27 protein-coding genes are annotated in these 24,621 nt (G+C 45.9%); 11 read left to right on the forward strand and 16 right to left on the reverse strand.

Annotation, left to right across the window (positions count from 1 at the left end; genetic code table 11):
- Positions 1 to 254 precede the first annotated feature (254 nt).
- Together PJF56_RS10390 and PJF56_RS10395 are read right to left on the reverse strand one after the other, a co-directional pair.
- Positions 255 to 539, reverse strand: a complete 285-nt coding sequence (locus PJF56_RS10390; RefSeq protein WP_283762601.1) for a YggT family protein — start codon at positions 537 to 539, stop codon at positions 255 to 257.
- A gap of 82 nt (positions 540 to 621) precedes the next feature.
- On the reverse strand, positions 622 to 945 hold the full coding sequence (locus PJF56_RS10395) for a sll1863 family stress response protein (RefSeq protein ID WP_283762602.1): 324 nt from the start codon (positions 943 to 945) through the stop codon (positions 622 to 624).
- Positions 946 to 1,283: 338 nt separating this feature from the next.
- On the opposite strand from PJF56_RS10395, the gene PJF56_RS10400 reads away from it, so the two are divergent.
- Positions 1,284 to 1,730 (forward strand): Hpt domain-containing protein, encoded by a 447-nt coding sequence (locus tag PJF56_RS10400; RefSeq protein WP_283762603.1) that lies wholly within the window; start codon positions 1,284 to 1,286, stop codon positions 1,728 to 1,730.
- 3 nt (positions 1,731 to 1,733) lie between these two features.
- On the opposite strand, the gene PJF56_RS10405 is transcribed toward PJF56_RS10400, so the two are convergent.
- A complete protein-coding gene (locus tag PJF56_RS10405; RefSeq protein ID WP_283762604.1) occupies positions 1,734 to 2,876 on the reverse strand; it encodes a hybrid sensor histidine kinase/response regulator in 1,143 nt (380 codons plus the stop codon).
- Between the two features lie 91 nt (positions 2,877 to 2,967).
- Between PJF56_RS10405 and PJF56_RS10410 the strand changes: the two genes are divergently transcribed.
- The 5 genes from PJF56_RS10410 (at position 2,968) to PJF56_RS10430 (ending at position 7,582) form a co-directional block, all read left to right on the forward strand.
- Entirely contained in the window at positions 2,968 to 3,687 is a 720-nt protein-coding gene (locus tag PJF56_RS10410; protein ID WP_283762605.1) for a response regulator, read from the forward strand.
- 149 nt (positions 3,688 to 3,836) lie between these two features.
- Positions 3,837 to 4,025, forward strand: coding sequence for a photosystem II assembly protein Psb35 (psb35, locus tag PJF56_RS10415; RefSeq protein ID WP_283762606.1), 189 nt, complete (start codon positions 3,837 to 3,839; stop codon positions 4,023 to 4,025).
- 57 nt (positions 4,026 to 4,082) lie between these two features.
- Positions 4,083 to 4,445 carry a hypothetical protein gene (locus PJF56_RS10420; protein ID WP_283762607.1) on the forward strand — a complete coding sequence of 121 codons (363 nt, stop codon included), beginning with the start codon at positions 4,083 to 4,085 and terminating at the stop codon, positions 4,443 to 4,445.
- A gap of 192 nt (positions 4,446 to 4,637) precedes the next feature.
- Entirely contained in the window at positions 4,638 to 5,786 is a 1,149-nt protein-coding gene (locus PJF56_RS10425; protein WP_283762608.1) for a hypothetical protein, read from the forward strand.
- An 86-nt stretch (positions 5,787 to 5,872) separates the two neighbouring features.
- On the forward strand, positions 5,873 to 7,582 hold the full coding sequence (locus PJF56_RS10430; RefSeq protein WP_283762609.1) for an alpha/beta hydrolase: 1,710 nt from the start codon (positions 5,873 to 5,875) through the stop codon (positions 7,580 to 7,582).
- Between the two features lie 41 nt (positions 7,583 to 7,623).
- On the opposite strand, the gene PJF56_RS10435 is transcribed toward PJF56_RS10430, so the two are convergent.
- The 4 genes from PJF56_RS10435 to PJF56_RS10450 form a co-directional block, all read right to left on the reverse strand.
- Positions 7,624 to 7,884, reverse strand: a complete 261-nt coding sequence (locus tag PJF56_RS10435; protein ID WP_283762610.1) for a MoaD/ThiS family protein — start codon at positions 7,882 to 7,884, stop codon at positions 7,624 to 7,626.
- Between the two features lie 5 nt (positions 7,885 to 7,889).
- Complete coding sequence (locus tag PJF56_RS10440; RefSeq protein ID WP_283762611.1) at positions 7,890 to 8,657, reverse strand: YebC/PmpR family DNA-binding transcriptional regulator; 768 nt, start codon at positions 8,655 to 8,657, stop codon at positions 7,890 to 7,892.
- A gap of 78 nt (positions 8,658 to 8,735) precedes the next feature.
- Entirely contained in the window at positions 8,736 to 9,389 is a 654-nt protein-coding gene (locus PJF56_RS10445; RefSeq protein ID WP_283762612.1) for an HAD-IA family hydrolase, read from the reverse strand.
- A 59-nt stretch (positions 9,390 to 9,448) separates the two neighbouring features.
- Complete coding sequence (locus tag PJF56_RS10450; RefSeq protein ID WP_283762613.1) at positions 9,449 to 9,967, reverse strand: NUDIX hydrolase; 519 nt, start codon at positions 9,965 to 9,967, stop codon at positions 9,449 to 9,451.
- Between the two features lie 336 nt (positions 9,968 to 10,303).
- Between PJF56_RS10450 and purN the strand changes: the two genes are divergently transcribed.
- On the forward strand, positions 10,304 to 10,936 hold the full coding sequence (gene purN / locus PJF56_RS10455) for a phosphoribosylglycinamide formyltransferase (protein WP_283762614.1): 633 nt from the start codon (positions 10,304 to 10,306) through the stop codon (positions 10,934 to 10,936).
- Positions 10,937 to 11,055: 119 nt separating this feature from the next.
- Positions 11,056 to 12,519 (forward strand): GAF domain-containing sensor histidine kinase, encoded by a 1,464-nt coding sequence (locus tag PJF56_RS10460; RefSeq protein WP_283762615.1) that lies wholly within the window; start codon positions 11,056 to 11,058, stop codon positions 12,517 to 12,519.
- A 7-nt stretch (positions 12,520 to 12,526) separates the two neighbouring features.
- On the opposite strand, the gene PJF56_RS10465 is transcribed toward PJF56_RS10460, so the two are convergent.
- From PJF56_RS10465 to PJF56_RS10480, 4 genes are all read right to left on the reverse strand, one after another.
- Complete coding sequence (locus tag PJF56_RS10465) at positions 12,527 to 13,573, reverse strand: SGNH/GDSL hydrolase family protein (protein WP_283762616.1); 1,047 nt, start codon at positions 13,571 to 13,573, stop codon at positions 12,527 to 12,529.
- Between the two features lie 71 nt (positions 13,574 to 13,644).
- On the reverse strand, positions 13,645 to 15,459 hold the full coding sequence (locus tag PJF56_RS10470; protein ID WP_283762617.1) for a serine/threonine-protein kinase: 1,815 nt from the start codon (positions 15,457 to 15,459) through the stop codon (positions 13,645 to 13,647).
- Between the two features lie 83 nt (positions 15,460 to 15,542).
- On the reverse strand, positions 15,543 to 17,237 hold the full coding sequence (locus PJF56_RS10475) for a methyl-accepting chemotaxis protein (protein WP_283762618.1): 1,695 nt from the start codon (positions 17,235 to 17,237) through the stop codon (positions 15,543 to 15,545).
- Positions 17,238 to 17,487: 250 nt separating this feature from the next.
- Entirely contained in the window at positions 17,488 to 18,228 is a 741-nt protein-coding gene (locus tag PJF56_RS10480; protein WP_283762619.1) for an energy-coupling factor ABC transporter ATP-binding protein, read from the reverse strand.
- A gap of 300 nt (positions 18,229 to 18,528) precedes the next feature.
- On the opposite strand from PJF56_RS10480, the gene PJF56_RS10485 reads away from it, so the two are divergent.
- Positions 18,529 to 19,566: an ABC transporter substrate-binding protein gene (locus PJF56_RS10485; protein ID WP_283762620.1), complete on the forward strand. Its 1,038-nt coding sequence runs from the start codon at positions 18,529 to 18,531 to the stop codon at positions 19,564 to 19,566.
- A 14-nt stretch (positions 19,567 to 19,580) separates the two neighbouring features.
- Here the strand turns inward: PJF56_RS10485 and rph are convergent, their stop codons facing one another.
- Positions 19,581 to 20,297: a ribonuclease PH gene (gene rph, locus PJF56_RS10490; RefSeq protein WP_283762621.1), complete on the reverse strand. Its 717-nt coding sequence runs from the start codon at positions 20,295 to 20,297 to the stop codon at positions 19,581 to 19,583.
- A gap of 8 nt (positions 20,298 to 20,305) precedes the next feature.
- On the reverse strand, positions 20,306 to 20,863 hold the full coding sequence (locus PJF56_RS10495; protein ID WP_283762626.1) for a nucleoside monophosphate kinase: 558 nt from the start codon (positions 20,861 to 20,863) through the stop codon (positions 20,306 to 20,308).
- Between the two features lie 191 nt (positions 20,864 to 21,054).
- Here PJF56_RS10495 and hemJ point away from each other — a divergent pair, with 191 nt between their 5' ends.
- Complete coding sequence (gene hemJ, locus PJF56_RS10500) at positions 21,055 to 21,645, forward strand: protoporphyrinogen oxidase HemJ (protein ID WP_283762622.1); 591 nt, start codon at positions 21,055 to 21,057, stop codon at positions 21,643 to 21,645.
- Positions 21,646 to 22,231: 586 nt separating this feature from the next.
- Here hemJ and PJF56_RS10505 read toward each other — a convergent pair.
- The 3 genes from PJF56_RS10505 to PJF56_RS10515 form a co-directional block, all read right to left on the reverse strand.
- Positions 22,232 to 22,855, reverse strand: a complete 624-nt coding sequence (locus PJF56_RS10505; protein WP_283762623.1) for a Uma2 family endonuclease — start codon at positions 22,853 to 22,855, stop codon at positions 22,232 to 22,234.
- Between the two features lie 111 nt (positions 22,856 to 22,966).
- Positions 22,967 to 23,146, reverse strand: a complete 180-nt coding sequence (locus PJF56_RS10510; RefSeq protein ID WP_283762624.1) for a DUF6887 family protein — start codon at positions 23,144 to 23,146, stop codon at positions 22,967 to 22,969.
- Positions 23,147 to 23,189: 43 nt separating this feature from the next.
- Complete coding sequence (locus tag PJF56_RS10515; protein ID WP_283762625.1) at positions 23,190 to 24,515, reverse strand: DUF2201 family putative metallopeptidase; 1,326 nt, start codon at positions 24,513 to 24,515, stop codon at positions 23,190 to 23,192.
- Positions 24,516 to 24,571: 56 nt separating this feature from the next.
- On the opposite strand from PJF56_RS10515, the gene PJF56_RS22360 reads away from it, so the two are divergent.
- On the forward strand, positions 24,572 to 24,621 hold a 50-nt coding region (locus PJF56_RS22360; protein ID WP_430540882.1), incomplete at its 3' end, for a helix-turn-helix domain-containing protein.

Consider the following 24,621-nt stretch of genomic DNA (forward strand, 5'->3'; position numbering starts at 1 on the left):
GCTTTACCCCTCGTAAACTTTTAACTATTTGGTTTCAGAAGCTCAGAACTGGCGAGGCATTCCAAGGTGAGAGCTTTGGCTCTTAAATGCAACGTAGCCCTTTAGGGGCTTAGGCGGGTCAGCTACCTAAATTAACGAGGCTTGAAGCCCCGTCTCTTTAGAGCGGGGTGCTGACCATTGATGTGTGGGTTTCCTGAATGGTTGGTGAACCCGCCCCTACAGGGTCAACTTTAACGCCGTTTTAACCGGGAAGATTAGAGCATCATTCTTAACAGTCCTTGTTGGCCAATGAGCAATTCTCGGATCAGAGAGCAAATGCCCACCCAGATAATGGGGGTAATGTCTACTCCTCCGAGGGGGGGAACTACTTTGCGTAGGGGACTTAAAAAGGGTTCAGTGGGCCAAGCGACGACATTGAAGGGAAAACGGTTGAGATCGACTTGAGGATACCAGGTGAGGACAATCCGGAAAATGAACAACAAGGTCATGATTGCCAGGGTGATTCCTAAGATTAAACTGATCAGGCTCAGGGTGGTCATCTGATTTGCTTATATCCCTTATGGTGTGATATCTACTTGTAGGGGCTTTCCGACCAGAAAGCCCCTACAAGATTATACGAATTTATTCAAACTTTTTGATCGCCTTATTGACGGATTCAGTTAAGCTGTTCCAAGCACTATCGAATCCCGATCGCAACTCTGACCAAGCATCCTCACTCGCATTCGATAATTCATCGAGTTTGAGTTTCACGGCATCTCGCTTGGCATACAACTCTTCTAGTGTATTATGGTATTCCACTGAAGCATCGGACTTAGCTTGCTTCGCTTTCGCCTCAAATTCATCAATTTTGGCATTTAAGCGATCCAATTGCGCGTTAATCTTCTCTTGATATTCTTGTCTAGATTCATGAGATTGAGTAGTTGTGTTAGGGGTTTGAGTAGCCATAATGTGTGTGTTTGTTTTCCTAAATCGCTTCTGTACCCTATTAAAACAAATCTAAGGATTGTACACATCTATCTGTAGCTAGATTAATCCAGATGAATGTCTCTACCTATTGGTTGACTCCTCTCTACCCGCAGACAGAGGAAGAATAAGTAGAAATGCTGTTAAACTCAAAACTATAGTGGATTCAATTAAGATTGAGACAATCATAATTGAGACAATCATAATTGGTCTATTGTAGGGGCGGGTTTGAAACCCGCCCTACAACAACCGTGTCTCATTCCTATTTGAATTGACTATAATCGTTTTGATTGACCTGTTTTTTGCTTATTGTCTACACCATGATTCCACCTGACTCAGATATATCAAGAAACACCGCTATTCGCTCCTCCACCAGCGATTATAGCGATCCGGTTGATTCCCGCCGAGTGCCTGATTTTGCCATCAACTTGTTAGATTTTCAGCGTTTAAACTCTATTTCCCGTCGCAATAGACGCTTTCAAAGGCGTTTACTCCAGAAAGTTTTGGCTATGGCTCATCAAGATCAAAATCAACTCTTGACTGAATTGGACAATCAAAATTGGCCGGTGATTGAGATTACCGCTCATCGGTTAAAGGGATCGAGTGCCAATGTCGGGGCGATCGCCGTTCATCAAGTCGCCACAGATCTAGAAGCTAACGCTCAGTCCCAGAACCGGAGACAATGTGAAGATAGCCTCACTCTTTTGAAAGAAAAGTTAGTGGAACTCGATGAATTTATTGGGCAACATTATCCCCAGTCGGGGTAAAGCTCAAAAACGAGAATACGGTCGGCTAATTTTCTGGGGAATGTCAACCGTAAAAATACTGCCTTTCCCCGGTTCAGATTCTAGGGTAAGGGTTCCGTGATGAGCTTCAACAATGCGGCGACTGAGATACAAGCCTAGACCGCTACTTAACCGTTTGGATTTACCGGCGATCGCCCAGGATTTACTTTGTCGAAACCGTTCAAAGATTAGGTTTTGTTCTTCAGGAATAATCCCGTGGCCGGTATCCTGGACTTGTAAGCGTATAATATTTTCTTCCGAAGAACGAATTAATTCTAACCGAATATCAATTGAACCTTGTTGGGTGAATTTAATCGCATTTCCCACTAAGTTAATCACCACTCGACGCAATTCTAAGGGATCGCCCATGGCTTGGAAGGGATGGGGAATGGGAGCGCCATCGAGGGTTTCAAAGTTTAATTGCAAGCCTTTCTCTTCTGCCAAGGGACTGAGTTCATCCACGACTTCTTGCACTAATTTCCCATAATCAAACTTAGAAAAGGTTAAGGCTTTGCGTCCTCCAGCATAGCGATAGACTTCAAGCAGGGTATTAACCATGTTGAGCAAATTTTGGTTACTGCGCTGCATGGTGAATAGGGCTTCTGCCATATCTGGAGTTAAGGGGCCAAAGGTATCTTGCCGAAACAGAGAAAACATGCGATCGGCTGCGACTAAGGGCGTTCGCAGATCGTGGGTGAGCCGGGAAACAAAATCTTCCCGTTCATCTAAGGTTTGCTTCAAGCGCAGGAGCGATCGCACCCGTGCTAAGAGTTCATTCACATCAACGGGTTTGCGAATAAAATCATCTGCTCCAGCATCTAACCCTTCAACGACACTCGATCGATCGTAAGCCGTAATCAATAAAATAGGAATAAAGGGTAAATAGGGATTGTCCCGAATGCGCCGCGTAAACGCATACCCATCTAAGTCAGGCATCACCACATCGAGTAAAATTAAATCAGGAACAAAGCGCTCTATTTCTTGAAGCGCTTGTTGACTATCCGATTGACAATTAATTTCGTATCCTTCTTCACCCAAAATATGCTCGATTAACATTAAGTTGTCGGGAGCGTCATCAACCGCTAAAATTCGAGCAGGACGGCGGTTTACAGTCGGATCGGTTGCCATAAGAGTAAACGAGATCAATAATGTTGAGGTTACGGGTCAATTGACTCAACCCGTCGATCGCCCAGTTTTTGGATTCGGAGTCTAGAGTACCATGAGCGCTATCCGTATTGTGTTGATTGAAGACCACGATTTGACTCGTATGGGTTTACGCACGGCTCTGAAACAACAAGATATGATTGAAGTTGTTGGCGAAGCGGCTAATGGCCAACAAGGATTAGAGGTGTTGAAAGACACGGCTCCTGATGTGGCGTTAATTGATATTGGTTTGCCGGATCGTGATGGCATTGAATTGACGCAACATATCCGAGAGTCCGAAGAGTTTGCGTCTCTAACTCCGATTAAGGTTTTGATTTTGACGATGCATGACGATCGCGATACGGTGTTAGCGGCCTTTGCTGCTGGTGCAGATTCCTATAGCTTGAAAGATGCCAGTATTGAGCAGTTGCTAGAAGCGATTTCTACCACCTATGAGGGGAATTCTTGGATCGATCCGGCGATCGCCCGGATTGTCCTGCATCAGGTGCAACAATCTCGCTCTGTTGAGTCGGACTCGGATGGGCCCATACAAACCACAATTCGGTCGGTCGATCCTGAATATCGACAGGTGCTAGAGTCTGAACCCCTGACCGATCGCGAGCTGGAAGTTTTAGAATTAATTGTGGCTGGATGCAATAATGCGGCGATCGCCGAGCAACTCTATATTACGGTGGGAACCGTTAAAACCCATGTTCGCAACATTCTCTATAAACTCTGTGTCGATGACCGCACTCAAGCAGCCGTTCGCGCTCTCCGCTCCGGTTTAGTCGGTTAAAAGACTCCACTCGACCTTCTCTCTACCCAAAGACACAGAGGTGCAATCTTTCCATCGGTAGAGGGGATCTCTATCGGCTGACGGATGAGTAATCTTACTCGATTTTGATAGTCTGTAGATGACGTTGAGAACAGAGGTCAACTTAATTCATGTTTGTACTCTCAGAAATTCAAGCCAACTCTAATAGTTTATCCATTCCTTTATCTGTACTACTTGTCTATGCTGGAGGCTTTTTAGCGGCCGTCATCTTAGGATCGATCGCTTGGTATAACTCCACTCGCTTAGTCGGTTGGAAAGATAAAGACCGTCCGGATATTGTTCCCGATATCGATCGCTAAAACCGATCTATCCCTCAATTACCCTTGTTGAATTTGTTGAATTGGAGAAGACAATCTATGTCTACGATTAATAATCAAAAAACTGCCAAAAACCGCTTTGAACCCCAATACGATCGCGCCATTGCCCCGACGGAAACCAACCGTCGTCAGGAACGAGAAGGGGAAAACTTTAAGCAAACCCCTGATGCTGACGGAGACCTCGATACCACTGGAGGGTATACCGTGGATCGCGAAGGAAAACTGAATAACTTTGCAGTCGAGCCACAAATGTATGTGGAAACTCCCGGAGATCTCGATCATAAAGATGCACAGTTAGAATCCCAACGCCAGGAAACCTATCAAGAGGTGAAAGAAACGGATGAAGATGGGAACCTGTCTATGAAAGAGGATAACCGAGGTAAAGGAGTTGGCATCATCTAATGCCTGCTGTGTATAGCCTGAATAAGATCGAAGGGAGCGATAGGCGATCGCTCCTTTTTTCTCATAAGCGGGTAGCGTTATAGAAGAGGGATCGGGTAATCTATGAATCGCGATCGCTCTTAGGATCGAAAACGAAGAAGACTCCGGTATGATATGGATGATTTCTACTTTCACTGAATTCCGGGTGCGTTGATGCCGTTTTTAACTCGTAACTCTCTACCTCTGCCGGTTTCTCCCGATCGCCTCTATGCTGACTTTTTTCAGGAAGAAGCTGGATATAACAGTTGGCAAATGGCATTTCTCGATCGCACAATTGAGAGTTCTCCCTACCGCAACGATTTGTCAAGCTATGGCGATCGCCTCAAACAACGTCCCAGTTTATACTATGCTGGATGTAAAAATTATTCTCAGCTTAAGGAAAGACCTAAGATTAATGAGAGACGCTTAGATTTTCTGCACCCGGAGATTAAGAATGCTTGCATTTGTATTGGTGGCTCGGCCGGTGGTGCATTTAAGGCCCAATGGTTGGGCAGGAATGCGCTAGAGAAAGTAGAGTTTTGGAGTGCAACCAAGTTTTTGCAGGCGATCAATACCCTAACTCAGGTGACTGGAGAGTTAGAAGGGGCACAAATTGGAGATTCGGAGACAGTTTATCCCTTGGTCGGTGCAATTAACGATCTGGTCAGTTATGCTCAAACCTACGGGAGTTCTAATGCAATCGCGGCCGCATTTAAGTGTTTCCAAACTTATGCCGATCTAGAAACTTGGGTGAAAGAACTCAGTGGACAAGAGGGTTTGGATTTTCAGGGATTATATGGGGAAGAACCCTTTACACCCCACCCACAAATTACTCGCAATGAAGAGATCTTGCTCTCGGCGGTGGAGGAAGTGAAATCTCGCGCAACTCAACCTGGAGAAAATTTAATACCGGCCTATGTTCTGACTCGCATTCTATCGATGGTTGGTTGGCATCATCATTTATCCTCATCAGCTCGAATTCCCGGATTAGGGGATTCTCAGCTTGCCCTATTAGTGCCTTGTTTAGGACGAGATTGTGCCCGTTATGTGGATGTGGCGATCGCCAAATTAGGCATAGAGATTCAGAATCCTGTGATTCTTTCTAAAATGGGATTTGGGCGGAGTTCTGACCGCGATCGCACGGAATTGACCTATAGCTGTTTTGTACAATTTGAGTATCGAGATCAATTGAAGTCTTTGACGATGACGTTACGCGCAGCCAAGGATTTAGGAGATGGCGATCGCGAAGCTGTAGAATTGGATGCTCGGATGGCAACGGAAGTAACAGGAATTATTCGGAGATTGGTGTTAAATCAATTATAGTGCTACATGCTATTTGAGTTGGGACTCCGTTCAGTAACTTCTGCCTCACCTGAGTTAACCTAGAGATGGTGTGAGAGGTGAGATCGATGGTCTTACAACGGTATTTTCAATGGCAATGGCTGATGGCAGTGGCGATACTCGCCGGTTTTTCCCTTCCCCTACAACCGCTTTGGGCAGCCGAACGAGTCTATGTTTCCTTTTCTTTAGTCGAGCGCTCTATTCCAGTACGAGACTTAGAAAACTTTGTCAAAGAAGGAAAAATTAGCCCCAAGTTATCCGCCTATACCCGCTATCTGAATGAGGCGCAACTGAACCGGTTTAAGGAGAGTCTTGAACAACCGATTGATGTCACGGCTTTAGGCATTTCTCAATTTCTGTATTCCCCCCAAGGAGAAGCCTTATTACAGCGCCTGGGGCGAGTGGTGCAAACGGGAGGACGACAACAGGGATTTTATGCCATTCGAGCGGCTTTAATTTTAGCGGCGGCGGAACCAGAGGGGATGACGTTGCTGAATATTATGAAAAAATTCCCCACTCAAGGATTGCGCATTGATTTAGAATCAGCTCTGGATATTGCCCTGGATTTGTATACCTTAGTGCGCCAAACCAATGAAGCCCATCAGGTGGTTGCTCAACAGTCGGCGATCGAGGTTTCTTTCCAGTCTCAAGTGGCAACCGTACCGGAAGGAATTCAATGGAATTCAGCGTTTCCTTTTTCTGTTCCGGAAGGAGAAATTCCGGTTTCTGAACTGCCCGATTTGTTTACTCCGGGCTATTTTCCCTGGGAAAAAGGCTCGTTTACCCTCCGAGATCGGGAGCGAAATCGCACTTATCCGGTGGATCTGTATCTTCCTAACCGTTCCGATCAACCCGCTCCTTTGGTGGTGATTTCCCATGGGTTAGGCTCGAATCGAGAAACGTTTGTCTATTTAGCGACTCATTTAGCCTCCAGGGGGTTTGCGGTGGCGGTTCCTGAGCATTTGGAAAGTAGCGATCGCCAACGGGAAGCGATGCTCGAAGGAAAAGCGAATGAAGTCGCAGAACCGAGCGAGTTTATTAACCGCCCTCTCGATATTACGTTTATGCTCGATGAACTGAGCCGCCAAACCCAACCGGGGGGTACTCTAGAAGGACGGGTAAATATGGATCGGGTGGGGGCGATCGGACAATCTTTTGGCGGTTATACCGTCTTAGCTCTCGCCGGAGCAACCATTAATTTTGACCAATTAGAAGCCGATTGTAATCCCGATAGTCCCTCCTGGAACGTTTCCTTGCTGCTCCAATGTCGCGCCCTAGAGCTAGGGGAAGGCGATCGCTCTCTCAATCTCCAGGATTCCCGCATTCAATCGATCGTTGCCATTAACCCTATCACTAGCCGGGTTTTCGGAGAATTGAGCCTCAATGATATTAACATCCCGGCCATGATTATTGCGGGGAGTAAAGACACCATTGCACCGTCATTTCCTGAACAAATTTTACCCTTTGTTTGGCTCACCAACAGCCCAGAAAAATATCTCGTTCTACAGCAAGGAGGTACTCATTTTTCTACCTTACAATCCGGTGAAGATGACCTTGCTTTACCCAGCTTAGTCATTGGAGAAGATCCCGATTTAGCTCGTCTCTATACCCTAGCATTAGGATTATCATTTTTCCAAACTTATCTCGCTCAAAACTTAGAATACAAACCCTATTTAACTCCCGCCTATATCCAATCTATTAGTCAAGAACCCATGCCTATGAGTTTAATCACTGAACTCGAACTTGAGCAATTGCCAGCAATTTCTCCAGGATTTTGAATGATACCAGAAAATTCTCGAACCTCATTTGATATCATGACTCATCCTCCACTAACAGGAGGAATTAAGACCACTTCATCGCCAGATTGCAAGATGCGATCGGCCTCTACAAACTGCAAATTTACCCCAAACCGGGTGAGGGGTTGCCATGGAGCTAAGTGGGGATGTTCGGCAATCATGCGATGGAGTATGGCAGACACGGGGGTTTGGGGGGGGAATTCCCAGGAGAGTTCAGGGACACCATAGGCTTGTTGATAAACGGCAAATAGCTTAATGGTGACGGGAATAGAAGATGCAGCCATAATTGCTAAACAACACTTAAAGACATCAATTGATCGCTCATTTCAAAGTTGGGGGTTACATTTTGAATATCATCTAACTCTTCGAGAGCGTCTAATAATTTAAGTAGCGATCGCGCTAAGTCTTCTTCTTTCACCTCTACCGTCATATTCGGTATCCAGCGTAGTTCGGAAGTGACGATCTCCAGGTTTTCCTCTTGCAGGGTTTGCGTCAAGTTTTGCAAATTTCCCACTTCAGTAAACACTTCTACTGTTGCTTCATCATCGGGATCGTCCACCCATTCATAGGTTTCTGCTTCTGCTTCCACAGAGACTTCTAATAACCGATCTTCGTCTACCTTACCCGTGAGTCGCACGACTCCTTTTTGGGCAAACATCCAGCTTACACATCCGGTTTCCCCCAAGTTTCCGCCATTTTTATTAAAGGCTTCGCGCACATCGGCGGCGGTACGGTTACGATTATCCGTGAGTGCTTCGATCACGATAGCGACTCCACCGGGGCCGTATCCTTCATAGCGGATAAACTCATATTGGTTATTATCAGCCTCCCAAGTGCCTGCTCCTTTGGCGATCGCCCGTTCTATATTGTCATTGGGAATTCCAGCCGCCTTTGCCTTCTCAATTGCTGTCCGCAGTTGAAAATTACCTGCCGGATCGGAGCTACTGCGAGCCGCTACAATAATTTCTCGCGACACTTTCGTAAATACCTGTCCTCTTTTGGCATCTACCCTGGCTTTTTGACGCTTGATATTTGCCCACTTACTATGTCCTGCCATGATCCGGTTTAGGGATTGAATAATTTACATTTTCTCAATCTTCTATTTTAACGGATGAAAACCTTGAGAGCAACTTGCTTAGACACCTTCCTCACGTTTTCCAGATTCAACCACTGTAATTAACTCCCTCGGTTCTGATAGCAAAAAATCAGGATGATATTGGCATAGGACTTCTGGGAAGTGGAAACCCCAAGCGACTGCGATCGCTTTAACGCCTATTTTCTGAGCTGCTTCAATATCGCGCACTTCATCGCCCACATAGTATACCTGTTGGGGAGACCACCCTTGTTTTTTAATCATCTTTTTAATCACGCGACTTTTACCGAATAGATTTAATTCCGATTCGATAAAGTCAAAGGTTTGCGCTAACTGATGATTGTCTAAGAAAATTTGGACATTCTTGCGGTCATTCGAGGTAATGATCCCCAAGCTACAGCCTTTATTCTTCAGGTTTTGTAAGACTTCGGCCATTCCCTCAACTAAGTTGAGCGTATGAATAACCTTATTCATTTCTTTTCTCAGTCTTAGCATCAAAAAAGGGAGTTTATACCAAGGAACTCCCACTTGTTTGAGTGCGTCTTGAGTGCGGTAGGTTCTGAAGCGATCGAGTTCTTCGGGAGAACTGGGTTGATAACCCAATTCAGGAGCGAGACGGTTGCTAATGTTCACCACCGTATCTAAAGATTGTGCTAATGTACCGTCAAAATCAAAGATTAGGTGTGAAACGGGCACTCGGATCGTTAAAAACTATTTTCAGCTTATCGATCAGCATAACATAAAAAGAGATCCAATTAACCATTGTTCACACCAGTTGTCGCCATGGGACGCAGAGAAGCGGCGCTGACAACAATGGGGGTGATTGCCATCCACTTAAAGACGGTTGTTTTATCGGATTCTTGGGAGATATAAATGGGATACAAGGGCTGAAATTCTTCTTGGGTCAATTCTAGAGAAAATTTATGTAAGGTATAGCAAGTGGGGAGATTGTAGCCTTTTGATATCCTTTGGGATAATTCTGTCCCTAGAGATAAAAAGCGATCGCCAGGTAGATCTAAATCCAATTCTTCCTGAATACCCCGTATTGCCGCTTGAATGGCTCTCTCGCCTGATTTGAGCTTTTCCGAGACTCCCGACACCTGTCGCTCTCTCGTCTCACCGTTATCGAGAATCTGATAGGCTTCAAAGAGCTGTAGCTCGTCAGGTGGATAAGTGACGCGCACACAAGCGACTTGAATATACCGGATACCTTCTTGGATCACCGATTCTCCCGATCGAATCTCTTGTTCGAGTTGTGATATCGTTCTCTGCATGATTGTAACCTTGCTGTATGGCTAAACTCCGGATTAATGAGTGAATCAGAGCAGCATGGATCGAGGTTTAGCGATCGCCTCTTACCCACTCCTGGTCTTCAATTCCCCTTCTTCTCTTATTGTACTTCTCTGTTACTTCCTTCTTTTGCGGGATTTGGAATCACAAAACAGGACTATTTAACCCACGAAATTTTGAAAATCAGTGAAGATTAAGGTTTTTTTCAGAAAGGGTCAACCCTGGAAGTTGATTGTTTTCAGAGAGACGACCTATGTTAAACTACTGATCCAAAAGTGTTGTCGGGTGACCCAGGGACAGACAGGATGGAATCTTCAGCCATGAACCAGAGTTTAATCTCTCCAGAGTGCGATCGCTACCCTCAGCTTACCCAACCTCTGCAATTAGGGGTGCTGGCATCGGGGAGTGGCAGTAATTTTGAGAGCCTATTAGAGGCGATCGCCGCCGGGAAACTCCAGGCCCATATTAAGGTTCTCATCTACAATAACCCAGGAGCAAAAGCCGCCGCTCGCGCTCAACGCTGGGGAATTCCAGCCGTCTTAATTAACCACCGAGACTATAAAAAGCGTCGTCAAGAATTTGATGCCGCCATTGTCGAAATCCTCAAAGAACAGGGCGTAGAATGGGTGATTATGGCAGGATGGATGCGGATTGTAACCGCAGTAATTCTCAGTGCTTTCCCCAACCGTGTTATTAACATTCATCCCAGTTTATTACCGAGTTTTCGCGGGATTCGTGGGGTTGAAGATGCCTTAGAAGCGGGGGTAAAAATTACCGGATGTACCGTACATCTAGCGGATTTAGAGGTAGATACGGGGCCGATTTTAGTGCAGGCAGCCGTCCCCGTGCTACCGGATGATACCCCCGAAACCCTTCATGCCAGAATTCAGGTACAAGAACACCGCATCCTACCCCAGGCGATCGCCCTAGCTGCTCGGCAATATCCTCAATAATTCCTCAATCATACTGAGCGATATCACAGAGACCCACAGGAACGATCAATATAATTGGAGAAAGCTTTTAATCGTGTTACCCATCCTAGTCCCTCAACATCCACAATACCTGCGTAAATATGACCATAGATGAGCGTGAAAATCAACCCGAATTCTCTGTCAGTGGCGATCGAAAACGGGAACAACAGCGACTAAACCTCTTAGAAGAATTAGGCTTACTCGACAACAGTAGTGTTCCCATCTTTGAAGAAGCCACCCAAACCGTCGCCCATTATCTCCAAGTCCCCATCTGCATTTTAGGCATTGTAGACCGTGAAGTCGAATGGCTCAAAGCCGCCTTTGGCCTCTCTCGTCTCGGCCTCATGAACGATTTAGCCGCTCAACGCTCCATTCCCCTCCAACATTCCCTCAGTCGTCAAATTGTTCAAACCCGCAAAAAATGGCTGATTACCGATTTAGCCGATGATGCAGAACTCAACGACAGTTTTCTCCATCAAGAATATGGCATTCGCTCCTATGTCGGCATTCCCCTGATTATCTCTGAAGGCCACTGCATCGGAGCCTTAGCCATCCTCGATCTCGAACCCCATACCTTCACCCCCCAAGAAATTTCCTATCTCGAAATGACCGCTCGCTGGAGTTTAAGTGAATTTGAACGGGCCCATATGCTCAAAATACCCTCTAACCAAACTGGATTAGTGGGCGTTTCTGCTTCCCTACAGTACTCTCGCTCCTCAGACTCTACCCCAGCACCCTCCCCAGTCAATCCCGCCATAAGCAGTAAAAATAAACTCCTCAATCAACTCACTCAAGAACTGCGCACCCCCCTAACCTCCGTCCTAGGGATGGCCAAAATGCTCAACACGGAAACCTACGGCCCCCTGACCCCAAAACAGAAAGAATACATGACCATTATTTATAATAGTGGCCAAAATTTACTCTCCTTGATCAATCAAATTTTAGAATTAGCCGTTCTCGATGAAGTCGCTCCACCCCTCAAAATTAAACCCGTGGATGTGGAAATGCTCTGTCAGCAAGCCACCAATCATTTAGAGTCCTTAGCCAACAGTCAAAACCAACAAATTCGCCTATCTCTTGAACCCGGAATCCGCATTTGGCGTGTGGATAAAGTTTTAGTCCAACAAATTCTCTACCATCTGATAGCGAGTGTGATTGAAGGCGCTGCCGAAGAAAGCACAATTCGCCTTCATGCCTCTCATAAAGAGCATCAATTACTCTTTTCCGTTTGGATTACCCATCCCTGGTTAGGAGAAGGTATTCCTAACCCCGATGAAGTCGAACGCTGGTTCAAGCAACAACAAATGAGTTCCTCTCAGCCCAACAGAGAAACTCAAGACCGTCAAAGGTGGTATTCTGAATCCGATGATTTGACTGATTTCTCTTCCAGTTCAAGCAATGCCCAACCCCCCCTAGAAACCTCTAGCAGCTTAAAAACGAAAATGCAGTTTCTGCGCTTGGAGCTGAGTTTATGCCTAGCTCAACTTCATGGAGGAAGTTTAGAACTTCAAGGAAAACATGCTGCTAATTATCGGTATATCGTCAGGCTCAAAGAAGAGTTATAAAAGTAGATTATAGCTCTATTTGTTCTGGTGTCCGTTGTAAGTATTGGAAAATGAGTTCCGCAGCCAGTTCATTACCGGCGATATTCCAATGGCTATCATTAGGTTTGTAGAGTTGTTCGAGTTCTGAATAGCCTTGAAAGTAAGGGAGCAGATCGAGAAAGGCAATTTCTGCTTCCGTTAGTTCTTCTTGTAAATATTGATTGGGTAAACTAAAGTCAAAATCGTCTAGATTCATCTGTTGAGCATCAATGACTTTAGCTTGCAGGTTTGGGTTGACTTGCAGTTCATCGGGAATCAGAATTACTAAGAGATCGATATCCTGGCGATCGCAGAGTTCTTGAATTTCTCTTAAATACTCCATGGCTCCCTGTACTTGAGATTCTAATTCGGAATTTTCAACCCAAAATAGATCGCTTCTACCCATTTCGATTTGCAAATATTTTTCATCTGTGAGCGTAGGTTGATCGTCTTGATATTCTAGGTTTCCATGAATGACTTTACCTTCATAGCTATTCTGAAGATCGATCAGAAATTTGAAAAATGAGAAAACATAAGAATAAGACCAAATACTGCGCTGGGAATCGTCAAAATCATTGCCGATAAAAAAACTAACCATAACCATGTCTGGATTTAAGGCTAATCCTTCAGTAACCAATAGAGCGAGGTAATCTTTCGGGGAAAGGTTAGGAATTCCCATATTAATGATTTCTAGTTGATAGTCCCGTTGCTTGAGCTTCTCTTCTAAGCGAGTATAATAATTGTAATCATAAGGGACTACGCCATAGGCAAAGGAGTCTCCTAAGCCCAAGATTCTGAATGTTTCTGGGTCTTTTTCAACTTGAAATTCTACATCTTTGAATCCCTGAGAGTTGAGGTTGAAGTTATATTCTGGGGCTAACGGTTTTCCCCGAAACCGGTTATAAGAGTTGTCGTGAAAAATGAAGCTGGGGTTTAAGTAATTGTAGACTCGAAAGATGATTTCTGTCAATCCGAGGGAGATCAAGAGAATTAAGCAGAAGTTAGCGAAAGTTTGGCTTGCTTTTTTAAATCTCATTCGTTTACAAAAAAAGACCCCTCTCAGGATAGCACGCTAAACTGATACAGCTCCCCATTACCGATTACCGATTATTCATCGGTGACTTGAATATCTAGGCTAAAGTCTGTGGACTCGGTAGGGACGATATCAATTTGATAAACTCCGCTTTCGGGAATTTGAGATTCCCAGTAGAGTACATCATAAGCTTCTTCCATCAGCTCTCCTGTGGGATAGCGAATATTCATCGTTACGCTACCTTCAATTACTCTGACTTGCATGATCTGATCTTTTCTGACTCTGACTAAATAGCGCTGAATTTGCTGGCGATCGCTCTGAGAGCTGATTTCTACTCCTGTGGTTCCCGGTGCAAACTGAACCGTTTGGCTGTTAATTTCCGGTTCGGGTTCTGGAGTCGGTTCGGGTTCTGGTGTGGGTTCTGGTTCCACAGGAACATTCAACTGTTCAATTTCCAGTTGATAATCGGTTTCCTGTAACCCTCGCAGGGGAGTGACGATAATGGCATATTCACCAGAGATCGGAAACTCTCCTTCCCATAGAGAAATATCTGTGGAGCGATCGCCGATTGCCTCTCCTTCGGGAGTCAACAGCGTCATCAACACCCCATCCCCAGTAATAAACATGGAAAAGCGATCGCCAGCTTCAGCAGAAATCAGATAATATTGCACTTCATTGGCTTTAAGCGATCCTTCCACCCTCTTCACTTCCCCCGGTTCAACCGTTAACCGTTCCTGATAGGTGGTAGGTAAACTAGGGGGTTTGGGGGTTTGGATCGGAGTCGGTGAAGGTGAAGGAGAGGGGGATGGAGATAGAGAAGGAGACACAGAGGGAGATGGAGATGGAGATTCTACCCCAGGATTATCACCAGGATTCACTGTTTCCACCCGATCCTGACGCAACCAAGCACTCACCACCATCCAAGAGGTAATCCCAGCAACCAAAGCCACGATCGCCCCAATGATCCAGATTTTGGTATAAGAATCTGGTTCTGGGGAGATGGGGGGATGGGGAGATGGGGGAGTCAGAGATTGGGTTTGCAACTGAGACAGGGGAGGGGGAACGGTTGCACTACTGAGAGCTTGTAAAATCTGATCGGCACTTTGCAGGCGATCGCCCGGTTGTTCCGCTAACATACGCTGCAACACCTGGGTAAACAGGGGACTCAGAGCAGAACTGGGTACTCTCCAACTCAGGGTTTGCGGATCGAACAATTCCCCCGGTTCCTTCCCCGTCAACAGCACCAACACCGTCACTCCTAGGGCATAAAAATCGCTACTCGGATAGGCTAAACCCATCTGAATTTGTTCCCTAGGAGCATATCCCACCTTCCCCACCGTTGTCGGCAAAGTTCCCGGTTCACTGCATAATTCGGTTGCCAGTTCCTTAACCACCCCAAAATCAATCAACACCGGCAGCCCATCCTGTTGTCGCCACATCATATTATCCGGGGCAATATCGCGGTGAATCACCCCTTGAGAATGGAGATAGCCCAAAACCGGCAAGACTTGGGTGAGAAAAACCTTAACTTCATCTTCCGAAAACACCTGTCCCCGTGCTTTGCGCTCATCGAGCAGAGTACGATAGGATTTGCCTTCCACATAATCTTGCACCAGAAACAAGCGTCCCTCTTCCTCAAAATTGGCTTGAAACTTGGGAACTTGGGGATGTTGCAATTTGTAGAGAATAGTCGCTTCCCGTTGAAATAACTCCTCAGCCTTCTGCAACCCTTGGGTATTTCTGGCACTAGGGACAAACTCCTTAATGGCGCATAGCTCATTAAAGCGCCCCAAATCTTCCGCCAAGTAGGTACAGCCAAACCCTCCTTGACCTAAGAGTTTCACTAACCGATAGCGACGTTGTAGAATCAAGCCCAAGGGCGATGACATGGCAGAGGTTCTCACTCACAACTCAACAGGCAACTCAACAGGATCTGGCGATCGCCCTGCTTTGATTTTATTATATTTTACCCTCAATCCTCTTTTGCACCAGAAAATCGAGTAATTTCTAATTGCAAATCTTCCACAGCTTGCTCAAGGTTCTCTAGGGCAAGATTCGTTTGTTCAAAAGTTTTTCGGAGATAAATCGCTGTATGTTCGGAATCTGAATTGAGTGCATTTACCCCTTGGCTAATCTGATTAGCACCTTCCTTTTGCTGTTTGATATGGTCGCGCATTACCTCAATTTCTGGGATTAATGCATCCATATATTCTTGGGTAAATGTTTTCATTTGAGAAACTCCATTTTTCACTGAAGATTGCATATCTTGAACAATCGGCTGAATGGTTTTAGCAACCATCGAGGCTTCCGTAGCTAAATGGTTGATCTCTCTCGCGATTACCGTAAACTCTTGACCATTACCATGGGTGTTTGTTCTGGAAGCTTCAATGGAAGCATTCAGGGATAACATCTTAGTTTGGGTAGCAATTCCTGTTATTTTATCAACAATCTTCTTAACACTTCTAGAATCATCATCAATTTTACTTAATTGGCTTGAGACAATATTAACTGAATCTTGGAGCGCATTAAAAGTCGTTTCAAAATTCTCGATCTTAGTTAACAAATGGTCAGCATTTTTAGATATTTTTTGCGTATTTTTAACGACATTTTGGGTTCCTATCACTTGGTTGTCGATCATCCCTTTGAGTTCATTGCTAGAGTCTCGAACGATCTGGGTAACTTGAGTCGCATCTAATACTTTAGTTCCCAATGATTTTAATAAATTAATGCTTTTTTTGAGATCTTCAGATAGATATCGAGTTTTGGTTTTATAGATTTGTATATATTCTAAACATAGTCCAATCAAAGGAACAAGATAAGCAATTATTTTTAGGAAATGGGCAATATTAAAATTGTTGTCAAATAAAGTAGTTGAGCCAAAAGCCATGTAAACTTGGGTCGCTACATTGGGAATGGCACTAATAATTAAGGAATCGGCAAAAATACTCGGCTGTTTTCTGTAGAACATGGGATACAATACCCATCCAGTCAACAGAAATAAAATTAACGGAATCACATCCCAAGGGCGCGTGATCAGCGAGTTGGGAAACATGGTTTCTGGTAGATTGTAACTGGTGGCGGAGAAATAAATAATGGCATAGGCAACAAATCCGAAGACAAGACTAATCACAAATATCAAATTAAATTGTTTTTTGTTTTGGGGATTATTCGGGCTATAATTAATGGAGGGATATACTAGAAGAATTAAAACACCTCCGATCATAATTAGGGCATGAAATAAGCGACAAATCGCCCAAGTGAACGGAATTAAGTTTTGATGATCGGCGACGACATTAATTAAGCGATCGGAGGCTAAGGTATGGAAGGCATCCATCACGCCTGCGAAAAATAAAGCAATCCCTAATGTGGGAGTAATGGGATTTCCTTTGATACTATAATTGAGAAAACTTAACAGAACAATTAAAAGAGCGGCACAACAAGCACTCCATTCTAAAATGGTATGTACAAAGCTACCTGCTAAGGCATAGTGCATGGCATCAACCACTTCGCTATTTTCCCAATTGAGGGCATCTTGAAGATCGAAGGGCTGGCCGGTTGTTCCAAAGTCAATCCCGAAAAGATTGAAGCCAAAAGGGAGGATACAAATAATAACAACTATCCAGGTGATCTGGGAAGGGACTTTATAGTTACTATAAGTGAATGACATATATATACTTTATTCTTCAACCAATTTTTTTGGTATTGATGGGCTATGGTTTAAGGTGCATCTTATTCTATTAGATATTAATAAATGAGTTTGTTTATATTGAACACTTAAACTCTAATCGTTAAAGAGGAACAAATTTTAATTAAATTTTATGGGTAGCCGACAATTCATTTAACTCGATCTTAAGAGAGTGAGAGTGAGGTGGTTTTGAGGGCGATCAAGATCGCCCAATCCAGAGTTCTCAGGAAATTTACTCGAGTGGGTAGGGAACCTCTAACCCATGGTCGAGCATCATTTGCCGATTTCCCATGATTTCGGCAGGGGAACCATCGGCGATCAGGTTGCCGGAGTCGAGGAGGAGGGTGCGGGAGGTGACTTCCAAGATTAAGTCTAGGTCATGGGAAGAAATGAGCAGGGTTTCTGGAGAAGCTTGGAGGAAATGGATTAAACGTCGTCGCGATCGCAAATCCAGATTAGCGCTGGGTTCATCATAAACGATCGCTTGGGGATGCATGGCCAGGACAGAGGCGATCGCCACCATCCGCTTTTGTCCCCCCGATAAATGATGAGGAGGGCGATCGGCTAACTCCGTGACTCCGGTTAAGTGCAAAGCCTTCTGGGTGCGTGATTTCACTTCATCAGGAGACAAGCCCATATTTTCCGGGCCAAAGGCCACATCATCCCATACAGAAGCCGAAAAGAGCTGATCGCTAGGATTTTGGAACACTAAGCCAATTTCCGGCCGAAACTGTCCCACTTCAACCGGTTTACCCCAAAGTTGAACCCCTCCGCTCGTGGGCGATAAAACCCCACACAAACAAAAAAATAACGTGGTTTTTCCCGCTCCATTGGGGCCAATTAACCCCACCCGTTCCCCTTGCTGAATGGTGAAATTGAGATTGTCCAGGACGTTGGCTTGGTCAGGATAGGAAAAATTCAGATTAGAAACGGCGATCGCGATCGTCTTCTGAGTATCTAAGGCTTGAGTCATCAGAAAAATTGGGTCATCGGTAATCGGTAATAGTTTATCTCTTTGTCCCTATTCCCCCATCTCCCCATTCTTACAAGTGAATGATTTTCATTTTGTCCATCTATAGCAGCCCTCAGATAGCCCTAAATTCCATAGAGTCATCCCATTCTCCGTGTCCCCGTGTCCCCGTTTCCCCGTGTCTTGCCCACTCGAATCTTAAAATCATTCCCTTGAGAGATCTCCCCATTCCCCTATCTCCCCATTCCCCTATCCGATCTATGATCGTCACATACCCTTGCAAATCATACTTTAACCCAGCCTATGACTCTACGGTGGAATTCCTTTTCCAGTTTACTGAGTACAACCCTCTTGGTTGCCCTCAATTGGGGATGCACGCCCCAAACGCCTCAAGACTCCTCTGCATCTCCAACTGCTGAAACTATGCCTTTTGTGGCGGTGACTCAGATCGTCGAGCATCCTGCCCTCGATGCCACCCGCGACGGGGTACAGGATGAGTTAAAAGCGGCCGGATATACGGCTGGAGAAACCCTAACTTGGAAGTGGGAGAGCGCCCAAGGATCGCCCGCGACTGCGGCCCAAATTGCGTCTAGTTTCGTGGCGCAGCAACCGGATGTGATTGTGGCGATCGCCACCCCATCCGCCCAAGCTGTCGTTTCTGCCAGTTCGGAGATTCCGGTGATTTTTAGCGCAGTCACCGATCCAGTGGGAGCCAAATTAGTGGAAACACTGGATCGACCGGGTGGTTTAGTCACGGGAGTGAGCGATTTATCTCCCATTGATAGCCATGTGTCCTTAATGCAAGAAATCAACCCCGATCTCCAGACTATCGGTGTTATTTATAATGCTGGGGAAGCCAACGCTGTTTCCTTGGTTGAGTTACTCAAAGAACGGACACAAACTAGGGGACTCTCGGTTGTCGAAGCCACCGTTGCCAACTCCAGTGGTGTGGCTACGGCTGCCCAAAGTTTGGTTGGGAAAGCCGATGTTATTTATGTGCCAACTGATAATACGGTGGTTTCTGCTTTAGAATCGGTGATTCAAGTGGGTATCGATAATCAGATTGGCATTTATTCTGGAGATACGGCTTCCGTGGAGCGGGGAACGATCGCCAGTTTAGGCTTTGATTATTATGATGTGGGGCGACAAACCGGTAAACAAGTCGTCCGGGTGTTGCAAGGAGAATCCCCCGGTGAGATCTCCGTAGAATCTGTGGATACCCTGCAATTGTATGTTAACCCTGAATCTGCCCAAGCCATGGGCGTAACTCTCCCCCCGTCCGTTATCGATCGAGCGGATACGGTGGTTGCATCGGAAGAACCCCCCACCGATCCAGAGTAAACCGGCGATCGCTCTCAGGACAGGGCTTGCTCTTGAGCGTCTACAAGCTGTTGAATGCCCACTTCTGCCATGTCCAGCATCTGATTGAGTTGCTGACGATTAAAGCTGCCGTGTTCGGCAGTTCCTTGGACTTCGATCGCCTCTAGGCGATCGGTCATCACCACATTAAAGTCCACTTGGGCGATTACATCTTCCTCATAGCACAAATCTAAATAAGGCTCATTTTCCAGTAATCCTACAGATACAGCCGCAACTCGATGACGCAAAGGAGACTGGGTTAATTTTCCTTCGGCTAACAATTGATTAATGGCATCCACCATGGCCACATATCCCCCCGTAATCGAAGCCGTGCGCGTCCCTGCATCCGCTTGCAAGACATCCGCATCCACCGTTAAAGTACGCTCGCCCAACTGTTCTAAATCTAAGGATGCTCGTAAACTCCGTCCGATTAACCGTTGAATTTCCTGGGTGCGTCCTGATAATTTCAATACTTCCCTAGGATGGCGCTGGGGAGTCGCATTGGGAAGCATTCGATATTCTGCCGTAAGCCATCCTTTCCCCGTTCCTTCCAAAAATTTGGGCACACTCTCTTGTACAGAGACGGTACACAAGACTTGAGTATCGCCAAAACTGGTGAGTACAGAACCCCAAGCAAACTTGGTGAAGCCACGCTCGAAGCGAATGGGACGGAGCCTATCGGGTTGACGACCATCGGGACGGGGTAGAGCCATAATTGAGGTTAAATTTCGCTGGAATTTGCCATCAGTTGAGTTTGTAGTTGTGCCAGCACTTGGTCTTGGGCTTGGTTCCCATCGATCGTGAGTAGGCGCTGACGTTTGTCATAATAATCCAGAATGGGGACAGTTCGGGTCTGAAAGAGTTCAATCCGTCGTTTGATTAAGTCGGGGAGATCTTCAGACTCACCCATGGCTAACCGTCTCTCGATCATCACTGATTCTGAGGTGTCGAGAAAAATGGCCCAGTTCAGGTGTTGGTGTAACTCATCGAGTAAAAAATCCAGTTCTTCGGCTTGGAACGCGGTGCGAGGATAGCCTTCGAGGAGCCATCCCGTGGTGGTATCTGATTGTAGGAGGCGATCGCGGATAAAGGTAATTAAAATCGGGTCAGGTACAAATTCCCCCCGTTCTACATATGTTTGGCATTGCCGGCCTAATTCGGTTTGTTCGGCGATCGCCCTTTTCAGAATCCCTCCCATGGATACTAACGGAATCTGGAGGCGATCGCACAAACTCCTCGCTTGCGTGCTTTTCCCCGCACCCGGCCCACCCAAAATCACCAATCTCAAGGTTTATCTCCTTCCCAACCCAAAAAATCTGTTTTCATTTTAGGCGATCGCGTAGCGTCTCGGTACGAGAATCGCACTCCCTACTCCTTCAGACTATATTAACTTTTGTTACGCGATCGCACTGTTGACCCAAGAGAAATTTTAAACTCGCCTTGATGAGTTGCTCGATACGAAAACATTATATGGCTTATTTTTGGTTTAAAGCGTTCCACCTCATTGGTGTTGTGGTCTGGTTTGCCGGGTTATTTTATTTAGTTCGTCTCTTTGTTTACCATGCTGAAGCCTCAGAACGAGATGAACCCGCACAAACCATTCTCAAGGCGCAATACGAAATTATGGAAAAGCGCCTCTATCATATTATTACCATGCCCGGAATGGTGGTTACCGTAGCCATGGCCATCGGTTTGATTTCTACAGAACCAGAAATCTTAAAATCGGGTTGGCTGCATATTAAACTGGCTCTAGTTGCTGTATTACTGGCCTATCATTTCTATTGTGGACGAATAATGAAACGGTTAGCAGCAGGTGAATGCAACTGGACGGGTCAACAATTTCGCGCTTTGAATGAAGCCCCAACAGTTTTGTTAGTGGTTATCGTACTTTTGGCTGTCTTTAAGGGGAGTTTACCGTTAGATTTAACAACATGGCTAATTTTTGGACTTGTTGTTTCCATGGTAGCTGCGATTCAACTTTATGCCAAGAAACGCCGCCAAGATAAGGAGAAAATGTTAGAACGTATTGAACAACAAACCTCAGCTTCATCAGCCGGTTAACATCATCTTAGATTACGCGAAACCCCGTAGAGATAAATAACTTATTTTTACGGGGAATAGGGAATCGCGATCCATAGACTGTACTTTCGTGGAAGTATAGCAAGCGATCGCTTTGAGCAAAAATAACGGGTTCTTGTTTGGGTCGAAAAACAAGAATAGAGCGATCGCCAAAAGTGCATCGTAATTCGGGAAAAGCACAAGCAATCTCTTGACCTTCGCTACTTTGATTAATTGCTTCGCACAGCTTGAATTGTAATCGACTGTGTTGAGTTTAGAGTAGTGGAGTGTTTCAGCTAATTGGGTACTTTAGATGTTGGGTAATGCGAGCATCTTGCTCGCTAGAGGAAGGCAGTGAGCATCTTGCTCGCTAGAGGAAGGCAGTGAGCAAGATGCTCGCTAGAGGAAGGCAGTGAGCAAGATGCTCGCTAGAGGAAGGCAGTGAGCAAGATGCTCGCTAGAGGAGGGCAGCGAGCAAGATGCTCGCTAGAGGAAGGCAGCGAGCAAGATGCTCGCTAGAGGAAGGCAGCGAGCAAGATGCTCGCACTATACTATACAGCGTTTTTCGATGTTATGATGTCTCGGTAGTTCATAAACTGGCTTCACCCCCTTCATCCTCCAACTCTAAAACAACATCTTCATAAATAGCATTTAGCGATAACGTAATTCCCAAACTCACCAACTCAATCGTATCACCTTCACTATAGGGAATGAATCGCCACTCTCCAACATCATTCTGCCGAAAAATCTCAACCGTTTTGGTTTCAGAACTCACTAAAACATATTCTTGTAGCGTTGGGAGGCGACGGTACAGGGCGAACTTACCACCGCGTTCGCGTAGCGTCTCCGAAGGAGAATCGTAAGCTTCCGTACTCGGAGAAAGCACCTCAATAATGACGCAGGGATAGCGCATGAATTGTCGGGCACTGCGATCTCGATCGTCGCAGCTAATACTAAGGTCTGGATAGGTAAACGGCCCTTCGTCAGTGATGCCCACCTTAGCATCAGAGTTACGCACCTTGCAGCGTCCCCGTAGCGGTTCTCGCAGGAGGCTTGCCAAATTTAGGGCAATATCTGCATGGGGCAACGTTCCCCCTGCCATCGCGAACACTTCCCCATTAAAATATTCGTAGCGTAGGGGTTGCTGGACTTCCCATTCTAAATATTCCTGTGATGTTAAGCGGGGGACAACTCTGGCAGTACCTTGTGTCATGGCATATTACCCAAAAAATCTGTTTATATTTTAGGCGAGATTGCAACACCTCACGCTCTAACAAGTTCAGTGGCAGGTATGAATTTTTCGGGAGAGTCAAGGCGATCGCATTTAAGATGTCGCAGATTGTTCCTCTTGCCACGCTTTGAATGCACAAGCAGCCGCTTTATCCTTTTCGTCAAGCCCTCGACTTAAGATTTCCCGAAAAGCTTCTTCATCTTGGGTTTCTCGAAAGTATGCTCGGAGTTGCTGGTTGGTCATAGACCCAATATCGGATTCAGGATTAATCATTGGATAGTACCTCTCCTTCCATAGTAATCGAATTATAAAAACTTCAGATGACTCGCATCTCTCTGGCAGAAGATTTAAGATAAGCTCCCTGCCCCAAATGCTCCAAATTGGGATAACAACTCCGGTAATGCGCCTCACTCACAAACAACCACAGAATGCGAGTCCGCCGATTCTGGGGCGGTGCGGGGCAGGGAGCATAACCATCGGTGTAAATAATCAGCCCATCGTAATCCCGATGTTCCTCCAGATAGGCCAAAACTGGGTCAAAATTCGTCCCGCCTCGTCCTGTTAATTGCACCTCACGCTTGGCGCGACGGAAGGTCATCACGTCGGCGGTAATCTGAGTATCAAATTGAATGACATCGATCGCGGGCACGCCATAATTAAAAAAGCGATTCACCACCGAAAACCCCTGCCGTAGCTCTTTCGTTCCCATTGAGCCACTCACATCAATGGCAAAGAGCAAACGGGTGGTAAAATCACGACGACTGCCCATATAGGCGAACCCATAGCGGCGATTCGGTTTCATGCGCGTTAGCCGTCGCTGTTGGCTGAGAATAGAGGTGCGAAACTTGCGTAAAACTGCCCGATAGTCCAGCTTGGGGTGCAGATTCGCTAAGATATGTTCGCGCAATTTGCCGCCAATGCTGCCCCAACTGTCATTAGCTTGGGCCATTCTCACCAGATCGTCCAGGCGATCGCTCAATAATTCATCTCGATCCCACTGGTCGGTATTTTCCACACCGCTCAGGTTTGCGTCGGTATAGACTTCTAGGAGATCTGGGGTTGAAGAGTCGGAAGAGCCGGATGGCAGGGCAGTTTCAACGTCCCCTATGCCTGCTCCAGACGCGACCGAGGCTTTCCCCTGGGGACTGGGGGACTGTCGATCCCCCCTGATTAATAAGGGGAGAACCTGGTCGAGTAATTTGTGGTAGTAAAATTCAAAAAATTGTTTGTCATAACTGCGATCGCCAAAAACATCCCGCGCCCTAGGAAAGGGTAGCTCGGTTTGCAAATATTCCTGGAGCGTTAAATTGCTGGCAGCATAGCTAGTCGCCGAGTGCGCTTGGCGGCGACTGTAGGGATGTTTGAGCAGAATTCGTAGGGCTTCAAACCGTAGGGTAGCTTCTAGGTGGCGATCGCTCAATTGCGCGATAAACTCCGGATTATACTCAATCCGTCCCCGTTGCACGCGAATCGTTTTAATGCGCGGCTCCGACACCAAAGCATGGCTCGTCCAGGTAGCCAGCAACAGTGGCTCAACCAGCAGCCATTTTTCCACAATTCGGGCAATACGGTGACGGGCAATCGGTTTCATCAGAAAAATTGGTCTGAAACCCCGCCCTTCCAGGGCGGCTTTACTAACCATAGGCTACCACAATTACATCTTAGGTGCTACCCTGTAAAAAATCCTTTGACTCCAACATGGAAAGAGCATTTAACTACCGATTTTACCCAACCTTAGAGCAAGAGTC

It is taken from the genome of Roseofilum halophilum BLCC-M91 (genome assembly GCF_030068445.1).
Classification (GTDB): domain Bacteria; phylum Cyanobacteriota; class Cyanobacteriia; order Cyanobacteriales; family Desertifilaceae; genus Roseofilum; species Roseofilum halophilum.